This is a genomic window from Agromyces fucosus (assembly GCF_004134865.1).
Classification (GTDB): domain Bacteria; phylum Actinomycetota; class Actinomycetes; order Actinomycetales; family Microbacteriaceae; genus Agromyces; species Agromyces fucosus.
The window spans coordinates 568,389-587,306 of sequence record NZ_SDPO01000001.1; the positions used below are offsets into that span (position 1 = coordinate 568,389).

At 69.1% G+C, this 18,918-nt stretch carries 20 protein-coding genes and 4 tRNA genes; 7 read left to right on the forward strand and 17 right to left on the reverse strand.

Features of this window, described 5'->3' with window-relative positions:
• Window positions 1–56: 56 nt before the first annotated feature.
• The 8 genes from ruvB to pdxS all read right to left on the reverse strand — a co-directional run bounded on the left by ruvB (window position 57) and on the right by pdxS (window position 6,106).
• Window positions 57–1,097 (reverse strand): Holliday junction branch migration DNA helicase RuvB, encoded by a 1,041-nt coding sequence (gene ruvB / locus ESP57_RS02660; protein WP_056009343.1) that lies wholly within the window; start codon window positions 1,095–1,097, stop codon window positions 57–59.
• Window positions 1,094–1,714: a Holliday junction branch migration protein RuvA gene (ruvA, locus tag ESP57_RS02665; RefSeq protein ID WP_056009345.1), complete on the reverse strand. Its 621-nt coding sequence runs from the start codon at window positions 1,712–1,714 to the stop codon at window positions 1,094–1,096. The genes ruvB and ruvA overlap by 4 nt, the downstream gene beginning before the upstream one ends.
• Window positions 1,711–2,319 carry a crossover junction endodeoxyribonuclease RuvC gene (gene ruvC / locus ESP57_RS02670; protein ID WP_207904463.1) on the reverse strand — a complete coding sequence of 203 codons (609 nt, stop codon included), beginning with the start codon at window positions 2,317–2,319 and terminating at the stop codon, window positions 1,711–1,713. The genes ruvA and ruvC overlap by 4 nt, the downstream gene beginning before the upstream one ends.
• A gap of 9 nt (window positions 2,320–2,328) precedes the next feature.
• Entirely contained in the window at window positions 2,329–3,087 is a 759-nt protein-coding gene (locus ESP57_RS02675; protein WP_056009349.1) for a YebC/PmpR family DNA-binding transcriptional regulator, read from the reverse strand.
• Window positions 3,088–3,147: 60 nt separating this feature from the next.
• Window positions 3,148–3,879: a hemerythrin domain-containing protein gene (locus tag ESP57_RS02680; protein WP_165877357.1), complete on the reverse strand. Its 732-nt coding sequence runs from the start codon at window positions 3,877–3,879 to the stop codon at window positions 3,148–3,150.
• Between the two features lie 108 nt (window positions 3,880–3,987).
• On the reverse strand, window positions 3,988–4,518 hold the full coding sequence (locus ESP57_RS02685) for a DUF1697 domain-containing protein (protein WP_129230466.1): 531 nt from the start codon (window positions 4,516–4,518) through the stop codon (window positions 3,988–3,990).
• A gap of 59 nt (window positions 4,519–4,577) precedes the next feature.
• Window positions 4,578–5,219, reverse strand: a complete 642-nt coding sequence (gene pdxT, locus ESP57_RS02690; RefSeq protein ID WP_243648375.1) for a pyridoxal 5'-phosphate synthase glutaminase subunit PdxT — start codon at window positions 5,217–5,219, stop codon at window positions 4,578–4,580.
• Window positions 5,216–6,106 (reverse strand): pyridoxal 5'-phosphate synthase lyase subunit PdxS, encoded by an 891-nt coding sequence (gene pdxS, locus ESP57_RS02695; protein ID WP_056009358.1) that lies wholly within the window; start codon window positions 6,104–6,106, stop codon window positions 5,216–5,218. Before pdxS ends, pdxT begins: the two co-directional genes overlap by 4 nt.
• Before the next feature lie 83 nt (window positions 6,107–6,189).
• Between pdxS and ESP57_RS02700 the strand changes: the two genes are divergently transcribed.
• Both ESP57_RS02700 and pdxY read left to right on the forward strand, forming a co-directional pair.
• Entirely contained in the window at window positions 6,190–7,539 is a 1,350-nt protein-coding gene (locus ESP57_RS02700) for an aminotransferase class I/II-fold pyridoxal phosphate-dependent enzyme (RefSeq protein WP_129230468.1), read from the forward strand.
• Window positions 7,540–7,589: 50 nt separating this feature from the next.
• The gene (gene pdxY, locus ESP57_RS02705; RefSeq protein ID WP_129230469.1) at window positions 7,590–8,441 is read left to right on the forward strand and encodes a pyridoxal kinase PdxY; all 852 of its coding nucleotides are present in this window, start codon (window positions 7,590–7,592) and stop codon (window positions 8,439–8,441) included.
• 46 nt (window positions 8,442–8,487) lie between these two features.
• On the opposite strand, the gene ESP57_RS02710 is transcribed toward pdxY, so the two are convergent.
• Window positions 8,488–9,051 (reverse strand): HIT family protein, encoded by a 564-nt coding sequence (locus ESP57_RS02710; RefSeq protein ID WP_056009364.1) that lies wholly within the window; start codon window positions 9,049–9,051, stop codon window positions 8,488–8,490.
• A complete protein-coding gene (gene thrS / locus ESP57_RS02715; protein WP_243648420.1) occupies window positions 9,048–10,982 on the reverse strand; it encodes a threonine--tRNA ligase in 1,935 nt (644 codons plus the stop codon). Before thrS ends, ESP57_RS02710 begins: the two co-directional genes overlap by 4 nt.
• Before the next feature lie 169 nt (window positions 10,983–11,151).
• Between thrS and ESP57_RS02720 the strand changes: the two genes are divergently transcribed.
• Entirely contained in the window at window positions 11,152–11,745 is a 594-nt protein-coding gene (locus tag ESP57_RS02720; RefSeq protein WP_129230471.1) for a hypothetical protein, read from the forward strand.
• A 66-nt stretch (window positions 11,746–11,811) separates the two neighbouring features.
• Here the strand turns inward: ESP57_RS02720 and ESP57_RS02725 are convergent.
• From ESP57_RS02725 to ESP57_RS02735, 3 genes are all read right to left on the reverse strand, one after another.
• Window positions 11,812–11,886: transfer RNA gene (locus ESP57_RS02725), tRNA-Val, on the reverse strand.
• A 25-nt stretch (window positions 11,887–11,911) separates the two neighbouring features.
• Window positions 11,912–11,985, reverse strand: a tRNA-Cys gene (locus tag ESP57_RS02730).
• Between the two features lie 57 nt (window positions 11,986–12,042).
• A tRNA-Gly gene (locus ESP57_RS02735) sits at window positions 12,043–12,114 on the reverse strand.
• A gap of 249 nt (window positions 12,115–12,363) precedes the next feature.
• Between ESP57_RS02735 and ESP57_RS02740 the strand changes: the two genes are divergently transcribed.
• Together ESP57_RS02740 and ESP57_RS02745 are read left to right on the forward strand one after the other, a co-directional pair.
• A tRNA-Val gene (locus tag ESP57_RS02740) sits at window positions 12,364–12,436 on the forward strand.
• A 160-nt stretch (window positions 12,437–12,596) separates the two neighbouring features.
• On the forward strand, window positions 12,597–12,950 hold the full coding sequence (locus ESP57_RS02745) for a VOC family protein (protein ID WP_056009370.1): 354 nt from the start codon (window positions 12,597–12,599) through the stop codon (window positions 12,948–12,950).
• Window positions 12,951–12,989: 39 nt separating this feature from the next.
• Here the strand turns inward: ESP57_RS02745 and ESP57_RS02750 are convergent, their stop codons facing one another.
• The 3 genes from ESP57_RS02750 to zapE form a co-directional block, all read right to left on the reverse strand.
• Complete coding sequence (locus ESP57_RS02750; RefSeq protein ID WP_235507687.1) at window positions 12,990–13,586, reverse strand: type II toxin-antitoxin system PemK/MazF family toxin; 597 nt, start codon at window positions 13,584–13,586, stop codon at window positions 12,990–12,992.
• 43 nt (window positions 13,587–13,629) lie between these two features.
• Window positions 13,630–14,892 (reverse strand): ammonium transporter, encoded by a 1,263-nt coding sequence (locus tag ESP57_RS02755; RefSeq protein WP_056009372.1) that lies wholly within the window; start codon window positions 14,890–14,892, stop codon window positions 13,630–13,632.
• Between the two features lie 183 nt (window positions 14,893–15,075).
• Entirely contained in the window at window positions 15,076–16,131 is a 1,056-nt protein-coding gene (gene zapE, locus ESP57_RS02760; protein WP_056009374.1) for a cell division protein ZapE, read from the reverse strand.
• 152 nt (window positions 16,132–16,283) lie between these two features.
• Between zapE and ESP57_RS02765 the strand changes: the two genes are divergently transcribed.
• On the forward strand, window positions 16,284–17,183 hold the full coding sequence (locus ESP57_RS02765) for a sulfurtransferase (RefSeq protein ID WP_129230472.1): 900 nt from the start codon (window positions 16,284–16,286) through the stop codon (window positions 17,181–17,183).
• Between the two features lie 46 nt (window positions 17,184–17,229).
• Entirely contained in the window at window positions 17,230–17,670 is a 441-nt protein-coding gene (locus ESP57_RS02770; protein ID WP_115957738.1) for a SufE family protein, read from the forward strand.
• 25 nt (window positions 17,671–17,695) lie between these two features.
• Here ESP57_RS02770 and ESP57_RS02775 read toward each other — a convergent pair whose 3' ends face one another.
• Window positions 17,696–18,913, reverse strand: coding sequence for an alpha/beta hydrolase family protein (locus ESP57_RS02775; protein WP_129230473.1), 1,218 nt, complete (start codon window positions 18,911–18,913; stop codon window positions 17,696–17,698).
• Between the last annotated feature and the right edge of the window lie 5 nt (window positions 18,914–18,918).

Sequence of the window (18,918 nt, forward strand, 5' to 3'; positions counted from 1 at the left end):
TTCCGGAGTGCGGCGCGCGCACGAAGTCATCGGTGCTGAGGGGTCAGCTTCAAGGATTATAGGTCATCGATCGGAAGCGCCGCTGCCGTATCGGGTGCATGCGCTGCGAGACCGAAGTGCCGCCAGGCCGCCGGGGTCGCCATGCGGCCTCTCGGGGTTCGCGTGATGAGCCCGATGCGCACGAGGAACGGCTCGACCACGGCCTCGATCGTCTCGGCCTCTTCTCCGACGGAGACGGCGAGCGTGTTGAGGCCCACCGGCCCTCCGCCGAAGCGGGTCAGGATCATCTCCATCACCGCGCGGTCGAGACGGTCGAGCCCGAGCGGGTCGACGTCGTAGAGTTCGAGCGCTGCGCGGACGGCTGCGAGGTCGGCGCGTTCGCCGTGCACGAGCGCATAGTCGCGAACCCGGCGGAGCAGTCGGTTGGCGATGCGAGGTGTGCCGCGGCAGCGCCCGGCGATCTCGGCGAGGGCCTCTTTATCGGCGTCGAGGCCGAGCATCGTGCCGGCGCGCGCGAGCACCTGCTCGAGCTCCGCCTCGTCGTAGAACTCGAGGTGCGCCGTGAAGCCGAACCGGTCGCGCAGGGGGTTCGGCAGAAGCCCGGCCCGCGTGGTCGCGCCGACGAGGGTGAAGGGCGACAGGTCGAGCGGCACGGAGGTGGCTCCCGCCCCCTTGCCGACCATGATGTCGATGCGGAAGTCCTCCATGGCGAGGTAGAGCATCTCTTCTGCCGAGCGCGCCATGCGGTGGATCTCGTCGATGAAGAGCACCTCGCCGGGGACGAGCGAGCTCAGGATCGCCGCGAGGTCTCCGGCGTGCTGGATGGCCGGGCCGCTCGACATGCGCAGCGGTCGGCCGCCCTCGTGGGCGACGATCATCGCGAGCGTCGTCTTGCCGAGCCCGGGCGGACCCGCGAGCAGGATGTGGTCGGGCGTGCGCTGTTGCAGCGTCGCCGCGGTGAGCAGCAGCTGCAACTGGCCGCGCACCCGGGTCTGGCCGACGAACTCGCCGAGGCTCTTCGGCCGGAGCGCGCCCTCGAAGGCGAGCTCCGCCTCGGAGGCGAGCACCGGGTCGGTCAGGTCGAGGTCGTCGCTCATCGCGTGCGCCCTGTCTGCTGCGCGGGCCCGAGCCGAGCGAGCGTGAGCCGCAGCAGCGTCGGTACCGAAGCGGCCTCGATGTCGGATGCCGCGGCGATCGTCTCGTCGACGGCCTCTGCAGCCACCCGCTCCGACCAGCCGAGCCCGGTGAGCGCGGCGAGCACGCTGTCGGCGGCACCACCGACGACGACGGGCGCGTGCGGAGTCGATGAGACGGGTGCGATGAGCTTGCCGGCCAGCGAGACGGTGATGAGCTTCGCGGTCTTCGGGCCGATGCCGCTCACCTTGCGGAAGACGGCATCGTCGTCGCGCTGCACCGCCTCGGCGATCTGCCCGGGCGAGAGCACCGAGAGCACGCCGAGCGCGGACTTCGGCCCGACGCCGGTGACGCCGATGAGGAGGTCGAAGACGTCGAGCTCGTCGCGCGTCGCGAAGCCGAAGAGCGTCAGCGAATCTTCGCGGACGACGAGCGTCGTGTGCACGGATGCCTCGTGCCCCTCGCGCATCGACAGGGCCAGCGCCGGGGTCGTGTTGACGTGGAACCCCACCCCGCCGACCTCGATCACGACCGAGCCACCGGCAGCTGCGAGCACACGGCCACGAAGAGAGGAGATCACCGCTTCAGCCTACGGGCCGCCCCCGACACGGAGGCGGAGCGCTCCGCGGCGAGCCACGCCCGTTGGGCCGGTGTGAGTGCCGAGTCACCGGCGGATCCGTCGGCGCTGTCGCGGACGGCATCGCCCGCGACTCCCCCGGTGCGCCACGCGTGGCAGATCGCGAGGGCGAGGGCGTCGGCGGCATCCGCCGGCTTCGGCACCTCGTCGAGCCCGAGGATGCGCGCGACCATGGCGCCCACCTGCTTCTTGTCGGCGCGGCCGTAGCCCGTGATGGCGGCCTTCACCTCGCTCGGCGTGTGCAGCGCGACGGGAAGCGCACGGCGCGCGGCGATCAGCATGGCGACGCCCGAGATCTGGGCGGTGCCCATGATGGTCGACACGTCGCTGCGGGCGAACACGCGCTCGAGGGCGACGGCTTGCGGCCGGTGTTCCTCGATGATCGCCTCGAGCCCCTCGGCGATGCGCACGAGCCGGCGCGGGGTGTCGAGCTCCGCGGGCGATCGCAGCACGACGACGTCGACGAGCCGCGCCGTGCGGTTCGGCTCGACATCGACGACGCCCACGCCGCAGCGCGTGAGTCCGGGGTCGATGCCGAGCACTCGCACGGCGATCGGCTAGTCCGCTTCGAGCTCGGCCTGCACCTCGGGGGTGAGGTCGAAGTTGCTGTAGATGTTCTGCACGTCGTCGCTGTCTTCGAGCGCGTCGATGAGACGGAAGACCTTGCGTGCGGTCTCGGCATCGATCTCGACCTTGAGCGACGGCACGAACGCGGCATCCGCCGAGTCGTAGTCGATGCCGGCCTCCTGCAGCGCGGTGCGCGCGGCGACCATGTCGGATGCCTCGGTGATGACCTCGAAGGTCTCTCCCTCGTCGGTGACCTCTTCTGCGCCGGCGTCGAGCACCGCGCCGAGCACGTCGTCTTCGCTGAGGCCGTCGGTCTTGGCGACCACGATGACGCCCTTGCGCGCGAAGTTGTAGGCGACGGAACCCGGGTCGGCCATGGTGCCGCCGTTGCGGCTCATGAGCGTGCGCACCTCGGCGGCGGCGCGGTTCTTGTTGTCGGTGAGGCACTCGATGAGGAGCGCGACGCCGTTGGGGCCGTAGCCCTCGTACATGATCGTCGTGTACTCGATCGACTCACCGGTCAGGCCGGCGCCGCGCTTGATGGCGCGATCGATGTTGTCGTTCGGGACGGAGGTCTTCTTCGCCTTCTGCACGGCGTCGACCAGGGTCGGGTTGCCGGAGAGGTCGGCGCCGCCCATCTTCGCGGCGACCTCGATGTTCTTGATGAGCTTCGCGAACGACTTCGCACGGCGCGAATCGATGATCGCCTTCTTGTGCTTGGTCGTCGCCCACTTGGAATGCCCGGACATGCGTCTCCTGAATCGAATCCTCGCGCGGCCGGGTCGCGGCTCGCGCGCCACCATTCTAAGTCAGCGACGCCCGCCCTCCACGCTCTTCTGCGGCACGGGATGCAGCCGGCGCATGGCTCGCTCGTAACTGCGGTGACCGAACAGGCGGTACGCCGTGCGCATCGGGGCGGGCAGTTCGCGGGCCATCCACGCGGCGCGCTCGGATTCGGGAACGGCGTCCATCATGAGTCCCAGCAGCAGGAACAGCGGCAGCGGCGGCTTCTCTCGCTGGGCATGCGCGGAGATCTCGTCCCACTCGGCCTCCGAGAGCACCGCGTCGAGCACCGGGAACGCCTCGCGCTCCTCGTCGGCGAGATGTTCGGCGAGGCTCCGGTCGACCTCGTCGAGCGCCGTCGCGAGGTGCTCGGCCGCCGCGGCATCCGCACCGCTCGCCGTCCAGTCGTCGATCCGGGTGTCGATCTCGTCCAACTGGTCGGAGACCGACTGGTGCTGCTTCCGCATGAGCGCGACGTGGAGTCCGCACGCCGGCGCCCGCTCGGTCATCCGGTCCCAGAAGAAGTCGTCTTCGGCGTGGTGGTGCACGTGGAGGAGCTTCGTGAGGCCGTGCAGGTGCTTCGAGAGGAAGGCGGCGCGCGGAGCGTCGCCGGGCACGACCTCCCGCACGAGCGCGGGAGCCTCACCGAAGAGGCGTCGGAACAGCCGGTGGATGAGCACGATCTCGTCGCTGCGGCAGGTGGTCGCGGGCGCGCCGCTCATCGCGGGCGCGCCGGAACTGGGAAGTCGAGTGGTCATGGGAAGACAGCGAAGCGGATGCATCGGCGTCCCGCCCCGGTGCCGACCCGGCTCTCGGCTCGGTGCCTCCCCTGAACTCCGTCGCCGGAGAGAACGCCGGCCTCGGGCTCAGCCGACCATCTTGCGGAGCGTCCTCAGGTTGCGATTGGTGGTCGTCGGCTTGAACCTGGCCTTCGCGAGCAGCTTCGCGAACGGCGTGTCGACCGTCGTGCCCTTCACGGGGTTCCAGTAGACGACACCATCGCCGCGCGCGATCGGGTCGACCTCGGCATCGGCGTCGCCCGCGAACGCGGCGAGCTCGTCGAGGACGTCGTCTTCGGAGGCGAAGATCACCCACGGCTGCCGGTGCTCGTCATCGGCATCGAAGGGGAAGCCGTCGATCGCGCGCTGCAGTTCGGCGCGCGTGACGAGCACGATCCAGGCGTCGTAGTCGAACCGGTCGCGGAGCGCCTGCTCGATGCGGGCCTTCAGCGCCGAATGCGACTCCTTCGCCGAATGCTCGAACACGACGTTGCCGCTCGCGAGCACCGTGCGGACCGAGCCGAAGCCGAGGCCCTCGAACAGTTCGCGCAGATCTGCGGATCTCACGGTGATGCCCCCGACGTTGACGCCGCGGAGCAGAGCGATGAAGTCGGCCATGCTGCGACCCTACCGAGCACCGCCGACCACGCGCATCGTCGGCGTCGCCGGCCGTGCAACTACGCCCGAGCGCGGACCTTGGCGAGGAAGTACTCGTGGAAGCGGTGCTCCCCCGTGATCTCGGGGTGGAAGCTCGTGCCGAGCAGGTTGCCCTGCTCGACGGCCACGACCCGACCATCGGCGAGCGAGGCCAGCACCGAGGCATCCGGCCCGACCGACTCGACGACCGGCCCGCGGATGAACACCGCGTGCACCGGCACCTCGCCGAGGGCGGGGATGTCGAGGTCGGTCTCGAACGACTGGTTCTGCGAACCGAAGGCGTTGCGTCGCACGACGACGTCGAGGCCGCCGAGCGACTCCTGGCCCGCGATCGCGTCGAGCACCGTGTCGGCGAGCATGATGAGCCCCGCGCAGGTGCCGTAGACGGGCATGCCACCGGCGATCGCGGTCTTCAGCGGGGCCTGCAGCCCGAACATCCGCGAGAGCTTGTCCATGACGCTCGACTCGCCGCCGGGGATCACGAGACCGTCGATCGTCTCGAGCTCCTCGGGCCGGCGCACGAGCGAGACCTCGGCGCCGAGCGTCGCGAGCACGTGGGCGTGCTCGCGGAAGTCTCCCTGCAGTGCGAGCACCCCGACGCGGGGCCCGGCAGAAGCCGGCCGCCCCGCGTCGAGTGACGCACTCCTGAGGCTCGTGGTCACCAGCCGCGCTCTGCGAGGCGGTGCGGTGCGGCGAGGTCGGCGACGTTGATGCCGACCATGGCCTCACCGAGGCCCCGCGAGACGGCGGCGACGACCGAGGGGTCGTCGTAGAACGTGGTCGCCTTGACGACGGCGGCCGCGCGAGCCTCGGGGTTGCCCGACTTGAAGATGCCCGAGCCCACGAAAACGCCGTCGGCGCCGAGCTGCATCATCATCGCGGCATCCGCCGGAGTGGCGACGCCACCGGCGACGAAGAGCACGACCGGGAGCTTGCCGGTCTCGGCGACCTCGAGCACGAGCTCGTAGGGAGCCTGCAGCTCCTTCGCCGCGACGTAGAGCTCGTCCTTCGTCATCGAGCGGAGCACGTTGATCTCGGAGGAGATCTTGCGGATGTGCTTCGTCGCCTCGGAGACGTCGCCGGTGCCGGCCTCGCCCTTCGAGCGGATCATCGCGGCACCCTCGTTGATGCGGCGGAGCGCCTCGCCGAGGTTGGTGGCACCGCAGACGAAGGGGGTGTTGAACGCCCACTTGTCGATGTGGTTCACGTAGTCGGCCGGCGAGAGCACCTCGGACTCGTCGATGTAGTCGACGTCGAGGGCCTGCAGCACCTGCGCCTCGACGAAGTGGCCGATGCGGGCCTTCGCCATGACGGGGATCGACACCTCGGCGATGATCGCGTCGATGAGGTCGGGGTCGCTCATGCGGGCGACGCCGCCCTGCGAGCGGATGTCGGCGGGCACACGCTCGAGGGCCATGACGGCGACGGCGCCGGCGTCCTCGGCGATGCGCGCCTGCTCGGGAGTGACGACGTCCATGATGACGCCGCCCTTCAGCATCTCGGCGAGGCCGCGCTTCACGCGGCTCGAACCCGTTTCGGATACGGTCACAAGGGATCCTCTCGGCGGTGCGCGACGCCCTGTCGCACATCAGAACAGACGAACAGAACTATTGTCCTAGGCCAAAAGATATCATGGGCGCAGACACGAAGAAGGGGGCGGTGCACATCATCGACATCGAGGGCCGCTCAGCGGCCGAGATCGCCGACAGCCTGCGCACGCTCATCGAGCGCGGCGCCCTCCGCCCGGGCGACGCGCTCCCCCCGGTCCGCACCCTGGCCGAGCATCTCGGCGTGAACCGGAACACCGCCGTCTCGGCCTATCGGCAGCTGATGAACGCCGGAGTCGTGATCACGCTCGGCCGCGGCGGCACGCGGGTCGCCGGCGGTGCCGCCGTGGCGCAGGAGGGGTTCGCCGCGGACACGGCGCTCCGCGACATCGGCACCGGCAACCCCGATCCGGCGCGCATCCCCGACCCGTCTCACGCGCTCGCGAGCATCGCCCGGCGCCCTGTGCTGTACGGCGAACCCGTCATCGACCCCGACTTGGCTCGCTGGGCGCAGGATTGGATGAGCGCGGACCTGCCGCCCGAGATCCCGATGCACCTCACCGTGACGAGCGGCGCCGGCGACGCCGTCGAGCGGCTCCTCGCGCAGGCACTCACCCGCGACGACGCCGTCGCGCTCGAGGACCCTTGCTTCCTCACGAGCATCCACACGGTGCGCGTCGCCGGCTACCGCCCGGTCCCGGTGCCCATCGACGACGAGGGCATGACGGTCGAAGGCCTTCGAGCCGCGCTCGACCACGGCGTGCGTGCCGTCATCTGCACGCCGCGCGCGCAGAATCCGACGGGCGCGAGCCTCTCCGAGCGGCGCGCCGCCGAACTTCGGGCGGTGCTCCGCGACCATCCCTACGTGCTCGTCATCGAAGACGACCACTACTCACTGCTCTCGCAGCTGCCGTACCACTCGCTCATCGGCCCCGAGCACCGGCGCTGGGCGCTCGTGCGCTCGGTGTCGAAGTTCCTCGGCCCTGACATGTGCCTCGCCGTCACGGCGTCCGACCCCGAGACCGCCGACCGCCTCGCGATGCGGCTGACGCCGGGAACCACCTGGGTGAGCCATCTGCTGCAGCGGCTCGTCCGTGCGCTCGCGACCGACCCCGAGATCACGGCCGGCATCCGCGCGGCGGGTCAGCACTACGCTGCCCGGAACGCCGCGTTCGCCGAGCTCCTCACGACCGAGGGCATTCCGACCAGCGCCGGCGACGGCCTGAACGTCTGGGTGCCTCTCACGGCGCCGGCCCGTGCCGTCTCGGAGCAGCTCATGCGTCGCGGGTGGCTCGCGAGGCCCGGTGACGAGTTCGCGCTCGGCGGCGGCGAGGCATCCGATCACCTGCGACTGACGGTGCACGACCTCGACGACGACGACCTGCAGAAGCTCGCTGCCGATCTCGGCGCCTCCGTCAGGGCCGTTCGCCGCTGACGTCCGAACCGCGGACGGAGCGCCGACGCCGGAGATGCGATGATCGAGCGGTGAAGATTCTCTCGATCCAGTCCGCGGTCGCTTACGGCCATGTCGGCAACTCGGCCGCCGTCTTCCCCCTGCAGCGCATCGGCGTCGAGGTGTTGCCGGTCTACACCGTCAACTTCTCGAACCACACCGGCTACGGCGCGTGGCGCGGGCCGATGATCAGCCCCGACGACGTGCGCGACGTCATCACGGGCATCGAGGATCGCGGCGTGTTCCCGCAGATCGATGTCGTGCTCTCGGGGTACCAGGGCGGCGAGGGCATCGCCGACGTCATCCTCGATGCCGTCTCGCGGGTGAAGGCCGCGAACCCCGACGCCGTCTACGCCTGCGATCCGGTCATGGGCAATGCGAAGTCCGGATGCTTCGTGGCCCCCGCCATCCCGATCCTGCTGCGCGACCGCGTGGTGCCGGCGGCCGACATCATCACGCCGAACCAGTTCGAGCTCGGCTTCCTCACCGAGACCGAGCCCGACACGCTCGAGTCGACGCTCGCCTCGGTCGACCTCGTTCGCGCCACCGGCCCGCGCACCGTCCTCGTGACGAGCGTCGAGCGCCCCGACCGCGAAGCCGGCACCATCGAGATGCTCGCCGTCGACGACTCGGGCGCCTGGATCGTGCAGACCCCGCTGCTGCCGATGAAGGCGAACGGTTCGGGCGACGTCACCGCGGCGCTCTTCACGGCGCACTACCGGCGCACGGGCGACGCGGCCGACGCCCTCGCTCGCGCCGCGTCGAGCGTCTTCGACCTGCTCTCGCTCACGCACAGCTCGGGTGAGCGCGAGCTGCAGCTCGTCGAGGCGCAGGAGTTCTATGCGTTCCCGAGCCTGCAGTTCACCGTGCGCCAGGTGCGCTGAGCGAACGCCGGTCGAGGAGCGAAGCAGGAGCGTCGAGAGCCCACGCTCAGGCGGGCCACGCGTCGGCGATCTCCTGACGCACTTCGCCGAGCAGGCGCGGCAGCGCCTTCGTGCCGGCGATGATCGGGAAGAAGTTCGAGTCGAGCGCCCAGCGCGGCACGATGTGCTGGTGCAGGTGCTCGGCGATGCCCGCCCCCGCGATGCGGCCCTGGTTCATGCCGATGTTGAACCCGTCGCACCTCGAGACCTGCTTCACGACCCGCATCGCGATCTGCGTGAGCTCGCCGATCTCGGCGACCTCTTCGGGCGTCGCCTCGTCGTAGGTCGCGACGTGGCGGTACGGGCAGACGAGCAGGTGCCCACTGTTGTAGGGGTAGAGGTTCAGGAGCACGAAGGCGTGTTCGCCACGCGCAACGATGAGCGACTGCTCATCGCTCATCTCGGGTGCACGGCAGAACGGGCACGAGTGCTCGTCGGGCTGCTGGCCGTGCTGGATGTACACCAGTCGGTGCGGCGTCCACAGGCGCTGGAAGGCGTCGGGTACGCCGGCGAGGTCGGCCGCGGCATCCGTCGGCACGCCCTCGAACTCGTCGGGCTGGTACGCGCTCATGAGAACAGGTCGTCGCGAGTGACGACCTGGCGACGCTCCTCGATGACCTGTTTGATGCGCTCGACCGCCTCGGCGATCGCGACGCCGTTCTCTTGAGTGCCGTCGCGGAAGCGGAAGCTGACCGTCTCACCCGAGCGGTCGTTGTCGCCCGCGATGAGCTGGATCGGCACCTTCTGGGTGGTGTGCGTGCGGATCTTCTTCTGCATGCGGTCGTCGCTCACGTCGAGCTCGGCGCGTACACCGGCGCCCTTCAGCTGCTCGATGATCGCACCCAGATACGGTGCGAAGTCTTCAGCCACGGGGATGCCGACGACCTGCACGGGAGCGAGCCACACCGGGAACGCGCCCGCGTAGTGCTCGAGCAGGATCGCGAAGAAGCGTTCGATCGAACCGAACAGCGCCCGGTGGATCATGATGGGGCGCTTCTTCTGACCGTCGCTGTCGGTGAACTCGAGGCCGAAGCGCTCGGGCAGGTTCGGGTCGACCTGCACGGTCGAGAGCTGCCAGGTGCGGCCGATGGCGTCACGGGTCTTGAGGTCGATCTTCGGGCCGTAGAACGCGGCCTCGCCGGGCATCTCGGTGAGCTTCAGCCCGCTCGAGCGCGCGACGTTGCGGAGCGCGTTCGTCGAGTACTCCCAGAACTCGTCGGAGCCGATCCACTTCTCCTTCTCGTCGTCGCGCATCGACAGCTCGAGCTCGAAGTCGTCGAGGCCGAAGTCGCGCAGCATCGAGATGACGAACTCGATGACCTTGGTCGCCTCCTCCTCGAGCTGGTCGGGCGTGACGAAGAGGTGCGAGTCGTCTTGGGTGAAGCCGCGCACACGGGTCAGCCCGTGCAAGGCTCCGGAGAGCTCGTTGCGGTAGACGGTGCCGTTCTCGGCGAGCCGCATCGGCAGGTCGCGGTAGCTGCGCCCGCGCTCCTTGTAGATGAGGATGTGCATCGGGCAGTTCATGGGCTTCAGGTAGTAGTCCTGGCCCTGCTTGGTGATGTTGCCCTCGGCGTCGCGCTCCTCGTCCATGACGATCGGCGGGAACATCCCGTCTTTGTAGGTGACGAGGTGGTTCGAGGTGAGGAAGAGATCCTCCTTCGAGATGTGCGGCGTGTACACGTAGGTGTACCCGCCCTCGATGTGCCGGCGACGGGCGTGCTGCTCCATCTCCATGCGGACGACTCCGCCGCGCGGGTGCCAGACCGAGAGCCCCGAACCGATCTCCTCGGGGAAGCTGAAGAGGTCGAGGTCGCGCCCGAGCTTGCGGTGATCGCGACGCGCGGCCTCTTCGAGTCGGTGCTGGTAGGCGCGCAGCTCGTCCTTCGTCGGCCACGCGGTGCCGTAGATGCGCTGGAGCTGGGGGTTCTTCTCGGAACCGCGCCAGTACGCCGCGGCGATGCGGGTGAGCGCCCAGCCGTTGCCGATCATGCGGGTGTTCGGCAGGTGCGGACCGCGGCAGAGGTCCTTCCAGACGGTCTCGCCGGTCTTCGGGTCGACGTTGTCGTAGATCGTGAGCTCACCGGCCCCCACCTCGACGTTCTCGTTGTCGCCGCCCGTCGACGCCGAACCCTTGAGGCCGATCAGCTCGAGCTTGTACGGCTCGTTCGCGAGTTCCGCGCGCGCCTCGTCGTCGGTGACGACGCGGCGCATGAAGCGCTGGCCGGCACGGATGATTCGAGACATCTCCTTGTCGAGCGCCTTGAGGTCTTCGGGGTTGAACGGCTCGGCGACGTCGAAGTCGTAGTAGAAGCCGTCGGTGACGGGCGGGCCGATGCCGAGCTTCGCCTCGGGGTTGATCGACTGCACGGCCTGCGCGAGCACGTGCGCGGCGGAGTGGCGGAGGATGTTCAGTCCGTCGGGCGAGTCGATCGTGACGGGTTCGACCACGTCGGAGTCCGTGACCGTCGTGGCGAGGTCCTTGAGCTCGCCGTTGACGCGCATTGCGACAACGGAACGGTCGGTGAAGAGCTCGAAGCCGTCGGCCACCTGGATCCACTCCTTGAAATCGGTCTACAGAACCCTTCAACTGTAGTCGCCGCAGGGGTGGCCGCCCGGCACCTCGGTGCTGCCCCTGACCCGGTGCGCGCATCACGGTTTTAGAGTTTCCCTCATGTATGACACATCGAAAGAACTGGGCTCCCGCAGCGAGTTCGACGAGCGCGTCGTCGAATTCGCCGACTTCGAGCCGGATGTCCGCCTCGAGGAATGGGCCGAGAAGTACCGGATCGGCGAGCTCGTGCTCGGCCCGATCTTCTGGGCGCCGATCGACTTCCTCTCCCCCGTGCACACCATCGGCAAGGGACGCACGAACCTCACCCTCATCCGCCCGACCATCATGCAGACCGATGCCGTGACGCCCTACGCCGGCTTCGACCGCCGCGAATCGCCGACCCGCAACCCCGCAGTCTCCATCCACTTCGAACCGGCCGCCTACGGCATCACGGGGGTGGGCACCTATGTCTGCACCTTCTCGGTGGAGTCCGGCGCCCCCGTGACGCTGAACGCGAGCGGCTACGCGGCATCCGGAACCGTCGTCGGCGCCGGGCCCAGGAGCGTGAACGGCAAGCAGACCGTGAGCCTCACCCTGAAGAACCTGCCCGCATACGGAGGCTGGGCCGCCATCGAGCAGACCGCAGGTGCGTCGTGGGCGTGGTACACGACGCGCATCAGCTATCCCCCGCTCGTGTTCGAGCAGGTCGGGTGATCGAACCGGTCGGCGAGGCGAACGGTCGGAAACGACGAAAGCCCCGGCGATGCCGGGGCTTTCTCATGGTGGGCGATACTGGGATCGAACCAGTGACCTCTTCCGTGTCAGGGAAGCGCGCTACCGCTGCGCCAATCGCCCAAGTCGAGAATGGAAGTTCTCAGCTTGGAGGTGGATACGGGATTCGAACCCGTGTATACGGCTTTGCAGGCCGCTGCCTCGCCTCTCGGCCAATCCACCGTGTCTGGGTTCACCACCAAAAGAACAGGAATGGGGCTTTCGCCCCATCCTGATCAGAGCGGATGACGAGATTCGAACTCGCGACCCTCACCTTGGCAAGGTGATGCGCTACCACTGCGCCACATCCGCGTTGCTCGCATTTCTGCGTGCAGGAAGACTCTAACTGATTCCCTGAACGATTCACAAACTGACGGGGTCGAGCGGCGGATTCGCGCTGGTCACACGACGAATCCGACCCCGCATCCCGGGCGTGTCGAGGGGGTTCGGCACCTGTTCAGGCGTGCTCCGAAGATGCACCGTCCGCTCGATGTGCATTCACCCCGTACGGTCGGCTAGTATCGAGTCCGCGGTCATTCGCGTGACTCGCGAATCCCACATGGGCGATTGGCGCAGCTGGTAGCGCGCTTCCTTCACACGGAAGAGGTCGTCGGTTCGAGCCCGGCATCGCCCACGAAAGCCCCCTCTCCACAGGGGGCTTTCTTCATTTCCAGGGCGTGCACCGGCTCCGGGCCTCTCCCGGCCCACCGACCGCTGCCCGCCGCCACCCGTTGTGGCCGCTCCCGCCGCCGACTACCGTGTGCCCTGTCCACGCGTCGAAGCGAGGGGGAACCATGTCCGGCGAGGTCTCATTCATCGAGTTCGGGGCTGCGGATGCCATGACGGCCCGCACCTTCTACGGCAAGCTCTTCGGCTGGACGTTCGAGTCGGGGCCAGGCGGCGACGGTTACGCGGTGACCGGGGCCGGCGTGCCCGCGGGCGTCCACGGCAGCGACCCGGGCGCCGCGCCGTACGTCTTCTTCAGGGTCGACGACCTCGATGCCGCCGCGGCGGCAGTCGAACGTCTCGGCGGCACGGTCGAGGCCCTCCCAGGCGACGATGCGTCGACGGCGCTGTTCGGCGAGTTCCGCCTGTGCCGTGACGACCAGGGATCGCCGTTCGGGCTGCATCGACCGCCACGAGCCTGATCGGCCCACGCAGCATCCGACGTCCACGACACGGAGGCGTCAGCGCCAGCCGTACCGCGCATCGAGCTCGGCAGCCACGCGGCCGTAGCGCTCGGCGTCGAGCGAGGCCGCCTCACGACGCATGCCACCGGCGCGCACGCGGAAGACCCGGTCGATGCGCGCCCAGCTCGGGCGCCCCTCGCCGTCCCATGCGCCGGTGCCGAGGGACACGAAGTCGCGATCGCCGTCGTGCGCCTTGCTGGTCAGTTGCACCGCCAGGTAATCGCCTGCGCCGGATGCCGCGACGACGACGACCGGCCGGTCCTTGCCGCGCCCGTCGTTCTCCTCGTACGGCACCCACGTCCACACGACCTCGCCCGGATCGGGCTCGCCATCACGCGACGGCGCATAGCTCAGCTGCACGCCGCGGAGACGCCGCGGGTCGATCTCGATCGTGGCGGAGTCCCCCGCCTGCCCCGGAGACGGCGAGTCGGTCGATGACGACCGCTCAGGGGCATCCGCTGTTCGCATCGTGCCGGCCGTCTGCGGGCGTGACGGCGCCTGCGCCTGGCCGACCGACGATCGAGACGACCCGCTGCCGAAGAGCGCCCCGACGACGCGGACGAGGGCGGTGAGGAAGCGGCTGGTGTCTGACACACCGGCACACTACCCCACCGCCCTCGCGGTGATTCCGTCAGGTTCAGACGGTCTCGAGCTTGTACGCGTCCTCGCCGTGGACGACGGTGTCGACGCCTGCGATCTCGTCTTCGTTCGTCACTCGGAAGCCGATGGTCTTCTGGATGATGAAGCCGATGACGTACGCCAGCACGAACGAGTAGATGAGAACAGTGAACGCCGCGATCGCCTGCACCATGAGCTGGGTGCCGTCGCCGCCGGTGAACAGGCCCTTGTCGGTCGCGAAGAAGCCGAGGTACAGCGTGCCGATGAGGCCGCCGACGAGGTGGATGCCCACGACGTCGAGCGAGTCGTCGAAGCCGAACTTGAACTTCAGGTCGATCGCGAGGGCGCAGACCGCACCTGCGATGAGACCGAGCACGATCGCCCATCCAGGCGTGAGCGACGCGCATGCCGGGGTGATCGCGACGAGACCTGCGACGGCACCGGATGCCGCGCCGACCGACGTGGGCTTGCCGTCCTTGATCTTCTCGACGAGGAGCCAGGCGAGCAATGCCGCGGCCGGTGCGGCCAGCGTGTTGATCCAGGCGAGGGCGGCGGTGCCGTCAGCGGCGAGCTCGGAGCCCGCGTTGAAGCCGAACCAGCCGAACCACAGGAGACCGGCGCCGAGGAGCACGAAGGGCGGGTTGTGGGGAACGTGGGCGCCCTTCGAGAAGCCGACGCGCTTGCCGAGCACGAGCGCCAGGGCGAGGGCTGCGGCACCGGCGTTGATGTGCACCGCGGTGCCGCCGGCGAAGTCGATGACGCCCGTGCCGAACGCCTCCTGCATGCCGAACGTGGTCCAGCCGCCGTAGGCGAACGATCCGTCGTCGGCGAGGCCGAAGTTGAACACCCAGCTCGCGACCGGGAAGTAGACGATCGTGGCCCAGACCGCGGCGAAGATCATCCAGGCGCCGAACTTCGCGCGGTCGGCGATGGCACCCGAGATGAGCGCGACCGTGATGATCGCGAACGTCGCCTGGAAGGCCACGAAGGCGAGCGGCGGGTAGGCGGCGCCCTCCGGCGTCTCGAGCAGGCTCGTCAGGCCGATGGCCGACCAGTCGATGGACCACGGGGCGACGAGTCCCTCGGAACCGGGGAAGGCGATCGCGTAGCCGTACAGCACCCAGAGGACGCCGATGAGGCCGATCGCACCGAAGCTCATCATCATCATGCTGATGACGCTCTTCGCCTTGACGAGTCCGCCGTAGAAGAATGCGAGTCCGGGGGTCATGAGCAGCACCAGGGCCGCCATGATCAACAGGAACGCGGTGTTGCCTTGATCCATCTCGAACCTCTCTCAGGAATACAGGCGGGGGAACCTGTGTCGCCAAGTTTCACGAGAGGACGTTTCGAGCGGGACCGTCTACTGTTTCGCGTCTGTTACGTGCGGTGCCCGCAGGTAAACAGCACGTTTCGCGACGCCGCTCAAGGCATGTGAATCAAGCACGAGCGGGAACACGAGCCGGATTCAGTCGTGCGGGGGCAGCTCGCCGGTGGTGAGTGCGATCATGCGCGACATCGCCCGGAGGTACTTCTTGCGGTAGCCGCCCGCCATCATGTCGGCGGCGAAGACCTCGTCGAGCGGCAGTCCGCTCGCGATGATCGGCACCTCGGCGTCGTAGACGCGGTCGATGAAGGCGACGAGGCGCAGCGCCGCGTTCTGGTCGGTGAGCTCGTGCACCCCCTCGAGGGCGATGAACTCGAGCCCGGTGACGAGCTTGACGTACTTGGAGGGGTGCACGGTGGCGAGGTGGGCGATGAGGTCGTCGAACCCGTCGAGCGAGACGCGGTGCCCCCGCTCGGCGAGTGCTGCGGCCGTGCGTGCCACGTCGGCGTCGCCCGAGAGCGACTCGGCGTGGCCCTCGGTGTCGCGGCGACGGTAGTCGAGGCCGTCGATGCGCAGCGTCTCGAAGTTCGATGAGAGGGCGTGGATCTCGCGGAGGAAGTCGGAGGCGGCGAATCGTCCCTCGCCGAGCGCGTTCGGCGGCGTGTTCGACGTCGCGGCGACGCGCGTGCCGCCGGCCATGAGCTCGCCGAGGAATCGCGTCATGAGCATCGTGTCGCCCGGGTCGTCGAGCTCGAATTCGTCGATGCAGACGAGTTTCGCGCCCCTCAGCAGTTCGACCGCCGGCTGGTAGCCCAGCGCGCCGACGAGCGCCGTGTACTCGATGAAGGTGCCGAAGTACTTCGGGCCGTGCGCCACGTGCCAGAGCGCCGCGAGCAGGTGCGTCTTGCCGACGCCGAACCCGCCGTCGAGGTAGACACCCGGCAGCTCGATGCGCGCAGGGCGCTTGCGCGAGAAGAACCCGCCCGGTCGCTGCGCTGCGCGCCACGCACCGGCGAACTCCTTCAGCCGATCGAGCGCGGCCTGCTGCGACGGGAAATCGGGGTCGGGCCGGTACGACTCGAACGACGCGTGCTCGAACTGCGGCGGCGGTGAGAGTTCGGCGGCGATCTCGGCGCCCGAGATCGACGGGTTCCTCTCGACGAGACGGATGAGTGACTGGCTCGATGCCGTGGTCATACTGGAGGAGCTCCCGGTGTGCATCTATTGCATCGGATGACAGGGCCTGTGACTTCACCCCGTGCGCCGCGTAGATTCGTGGTGGACAGGTGATCAGCCTAGTCCGCTCCCCTCGAACACCCCGCCGACCAGGCGATCCCAGGAGGTACCCCATGTCCGCCGAGTTCGATGCCGCAGGCAAGCTCGCCGAGTACGCGCACCCCGAGCGTCTCGTCACCACCGAATGGCTCGCAGAGCACTTCGGCGAACCCGGGTTGGTCGTCGTCGAATCCGATGAAGACGTGCTGCTCTACGAAACCGGGCACATCCCCGGCGCCGTGAAGATCGACTGGCACCTCGACCTCAACGACCCGGTGGTGCGCGACTACGTGAACGGCGAGCAGTTCGCCGCCCTCGCCGGTTCGAAGGGCATCGCCCGCGACACGACCGTCGTCATCTACGGCGACAAGAACAACTGGTGGGCCGCCTACGCGCTCTGGGTGTTCACCCTCTTCGGGCACGAAGACGTGCGCCTCCTCGACGGCGGCCGCGACCTCTGGATCGCCGAGGGCCGCGAGATCACGACGGCGGCTCCCGAGGTGACTCCGGTCGAGTACCCCGTGGTCGAGCGCGACGACAGCGCCGTACGCGCCTACAAGGACGACGTGCTCGCGCACTTCGGCAACCCGCTCATCGACGTGCGCTCCCCCGAGGAGTACAACGGTGAGCGCACGACCGCCCCCGCCTACCCCGAAGAGGGCGCGCTTCGCGCCGGGCACATCCCGACTGCGGCATCCGTGCCGTGGGCGCGCGCCGCGGCATCCGACGGCACGTTCAAGTCGCGGGCCGAACTCGACGCGATCTACCGCGACGAGGTCGGTCTCGCCGACGGCGACGACATCATCGCCTACTGCCGCATCGGCGAACGCTCGAGCCACACGTGGTTCGTGCTGAACCACCTGCTCGGCTTCGAGAAGGTGCGCAACTACGACGGCTCGTGGACCGAGTGGGGCAGCGCCGTACGCGTGCCGATCGTCACCGGCGACGCACGCGGCGAGGCGCCGAAGCGCTGACGCCCGGCGGGCCGGGTCGCTGCACGACATGGGAGAATGGATCCCGATGAACGCGACGACCCTGCCCGCACGACTCGCCGAGACCCGCGACGACTTCCTCGCCCTCGGCGTGCGCGACCGCCTGCAACTGCTGCTCGAGTTCTCGAACGAGCTGCCCGAGCTGCCCGAGCGCTACGCCGACCACCCCGACCTGTTCGAGCGGGTCGAGGAGTGCCAGTCGCCCGTGTTCATCTTCGTCGAGGTCCTCGACGATCGCGTGCACCTCTTCGCCACGGCGCCGGCCGAGTCGCCGACCACACGCGGGTTCGCCTCGATCCTCGTGCAGGGACTCGACGGGCTCACGGCCGACGAGGTGCTCGACGTGCCCGCCGACTACCCGCAGTCGCTCGGCCTCGGCGAGGCGGTGTCCCCGCTGCGCGTGCGCGGCATGACCGGCATGCTCGGCCGCATCAAGCGGCAGGTGCGGGAGCGCGTCGCCGCCGCATAGGCCCGGCCACGCGCTCGCGTCGGCCTCAGCCGACGATCTCGGCCTCGTCGCCGAACGTCGCCGGCGCGAGCGAATCGCGGCGTTCCAGCCAGGACCGGATGAGCCCCGTCCAACGCTCGGGCTCGGCGTTCCACAGTTTCGTGTGCCGCGGTCCCTCGAACACCTCGAACTCGATCAGGTCGGGCCGGGCCGCGGCGAACCGGCGAGACCCGTCGATCGGCACGAACCCGTCGTCGACGCTGTGCATGAGGAGCATGGGCACGTCGAACTCGTCGGCTCGCGCAACGGGGTCGAGCTCCAGGACGTCGATCGGGGCCGCGATGCCGGTGAGGCCGGCGCCGAGCGGTCCGCCGAGCACACGGACGACGAGGTCGCCGAGTTCCGGCGGCATGCGGTTCAGCGTGCCCTGGAATCGCAGGATGTCGGTCCAGTCGATCGCGGGCGAGTCGAGCATGACCCCCACGAGCCGCTCTCGCACCTCCGCCGATCGCAGCACCGCCTGCAGCGCGATCGCGCCGCCCATCGACCAGCCCATGAGCACGATCTCCTCGGCGCCGTGCTCGACGGCGAACCTCGTCGCCGCGACCACATCGACCCACTCGGTGCCGCCGAGACCGTACTTGCGGTCTTCGCTCTCGGGCGCCTCACCGTCGTTGCGGTACGTGATGAGCAGCGAGTTCCACCCCGCGTCGCGGGCCGGCTGCACCGCACGAAGCGTCTCGGGTCGTGTCGCGCCGCGACCGTGCACCTGGATCACCCATCGCGCCGAGGCATCCGCTGCAGGGATGAGCCATGCGGGAGCCGGGCCGAGCTCGGTGTCGACGACGACGTTCTCGTACGGCGCATCGAGTTCCCACGGACCGAGGTGGTAGTACCCGTCCATGCGGCCGCGTGTGGCCCGATCGAGCCGGCCGAAGTCGACGGACTCGATCGGGCGGCGCACTTCGCGCTCGCCGTCGTCGATGACGTCACCGAGGCGCGCGTGCCCGGTGTCACGATCGAACCAGAGGCCGTATCGTCCGCGCATCCGCGTCTCGTCGGAGGCGAGCAGGGTGATCTCGCCCGCCGCGAGGTCGACGCGCGCGATGCGGACGTCCTCTTCCCGCCTCTCGGGCGGCGTCACCACCTTGCGGGCGAAGAACACCGCGGTGGCGGCGGTCGCGGCGCCGATCGTCAGGGCGATGAGCCCGACGGCGCCTGCCGCGATCCCGATCGCTGACGCTGCACCGCGCCTTCGTGGCATTCGTT

Coding starts and splice junctions, on each gene's coding strand:
- ESP57_RS02755 (WP_056009372.1), bottom strand. CDS start 14,892: ATGGATCAAGGCAACACCGCGTTCCTGTTGATCATGGCGGCCCTGGTG.
- ESP57_RS02685 (WP_129230466.1), bottom strand. CDS start 4,518: ATGGCCGACTTCATCGCTCTGCTCCGCGGCGTCAACGTCGGGGGCATC.
- ESP57_RS02775 (WP_129230473.1), bottom strand. CDS start 18,913: ATGCCACGAAGGCGCGGTGCAGCGTCAGCGATCGGGATCGCGGCAGGC.
- ESP57_RS02720 (WP_129230471.1), top strand. CDS start 11,152: ATGTATGACACATCGAAAGAACTGGGCTCCCGCAGCGAGTTCGACGAG.
- thrS (WP_243648420.1), bottom strand. CDS start 10,982: ATGCGCGTCAACGGCGAGCTCAAGGACCTCGCCACGACGGTCACGGAC.
- ESP57_RS02710 (WP_056009364.1), bottom strand. CDS start 9,051: ATGAGCGCGTACCAGCCCGACGAGTTCGAGGGCGTGCCGACGGATGCC.
- ESP57_RS02770 (WP_115957738.1), top strand. CDS start 17,230: ATGAACGCGACGACCCTGCCCGCACGACTCGCCGAGACCCGCGACGAC.
- ruvB (WP_056009343.1), bottom strand. CDS start 1,097: ATGAGCGACGACCTCGACCTGACCGACCCGGTGCTCGCCTCCGAGGCG.
- ESP57_RS02765 (WP_129230472.1), top strand. CDS start 16,284: ATGTCCGCCGAGTTCGATGCCGCAGGCAAGCTCGCCGAGTACGCGCAC.
- ESP57_RS02700 (WP_129230468.1), top strand. CDS start 6,190: ATGGGCGCAGACACGAAGAAGGGGGCGGTGCACATCATCGACATCGAG.
- zapE (WP_056009374.1), bottom strand. CDS start 16,131: ATGACCACGGCATCGAGCCAGTCACTCATCCGTCTCGTCGAGAGGAAC.
- ESP57_RS02680 (WP_165877357.1), bottom strand. CDS start 3,879: ATGACCACTCGACTTCCCAGTTCCGGCGCGCCCGCGATGAGCGGCGCG.
- ESP57_RS02675 (WP_056009349.1), bottom strand. CDS start 3,087: ATGTCCGGGCATTCCAAGTGGGCGACGACCAAGCACAAGAAGGCGATC.
- ESP57_RS02745 (WP_056009370.1), top strand. CDS start 12,597: ATGTCCGGCGAGGTCTCATTCATCGAGTTCGGGGCTGCGGATGCCATG.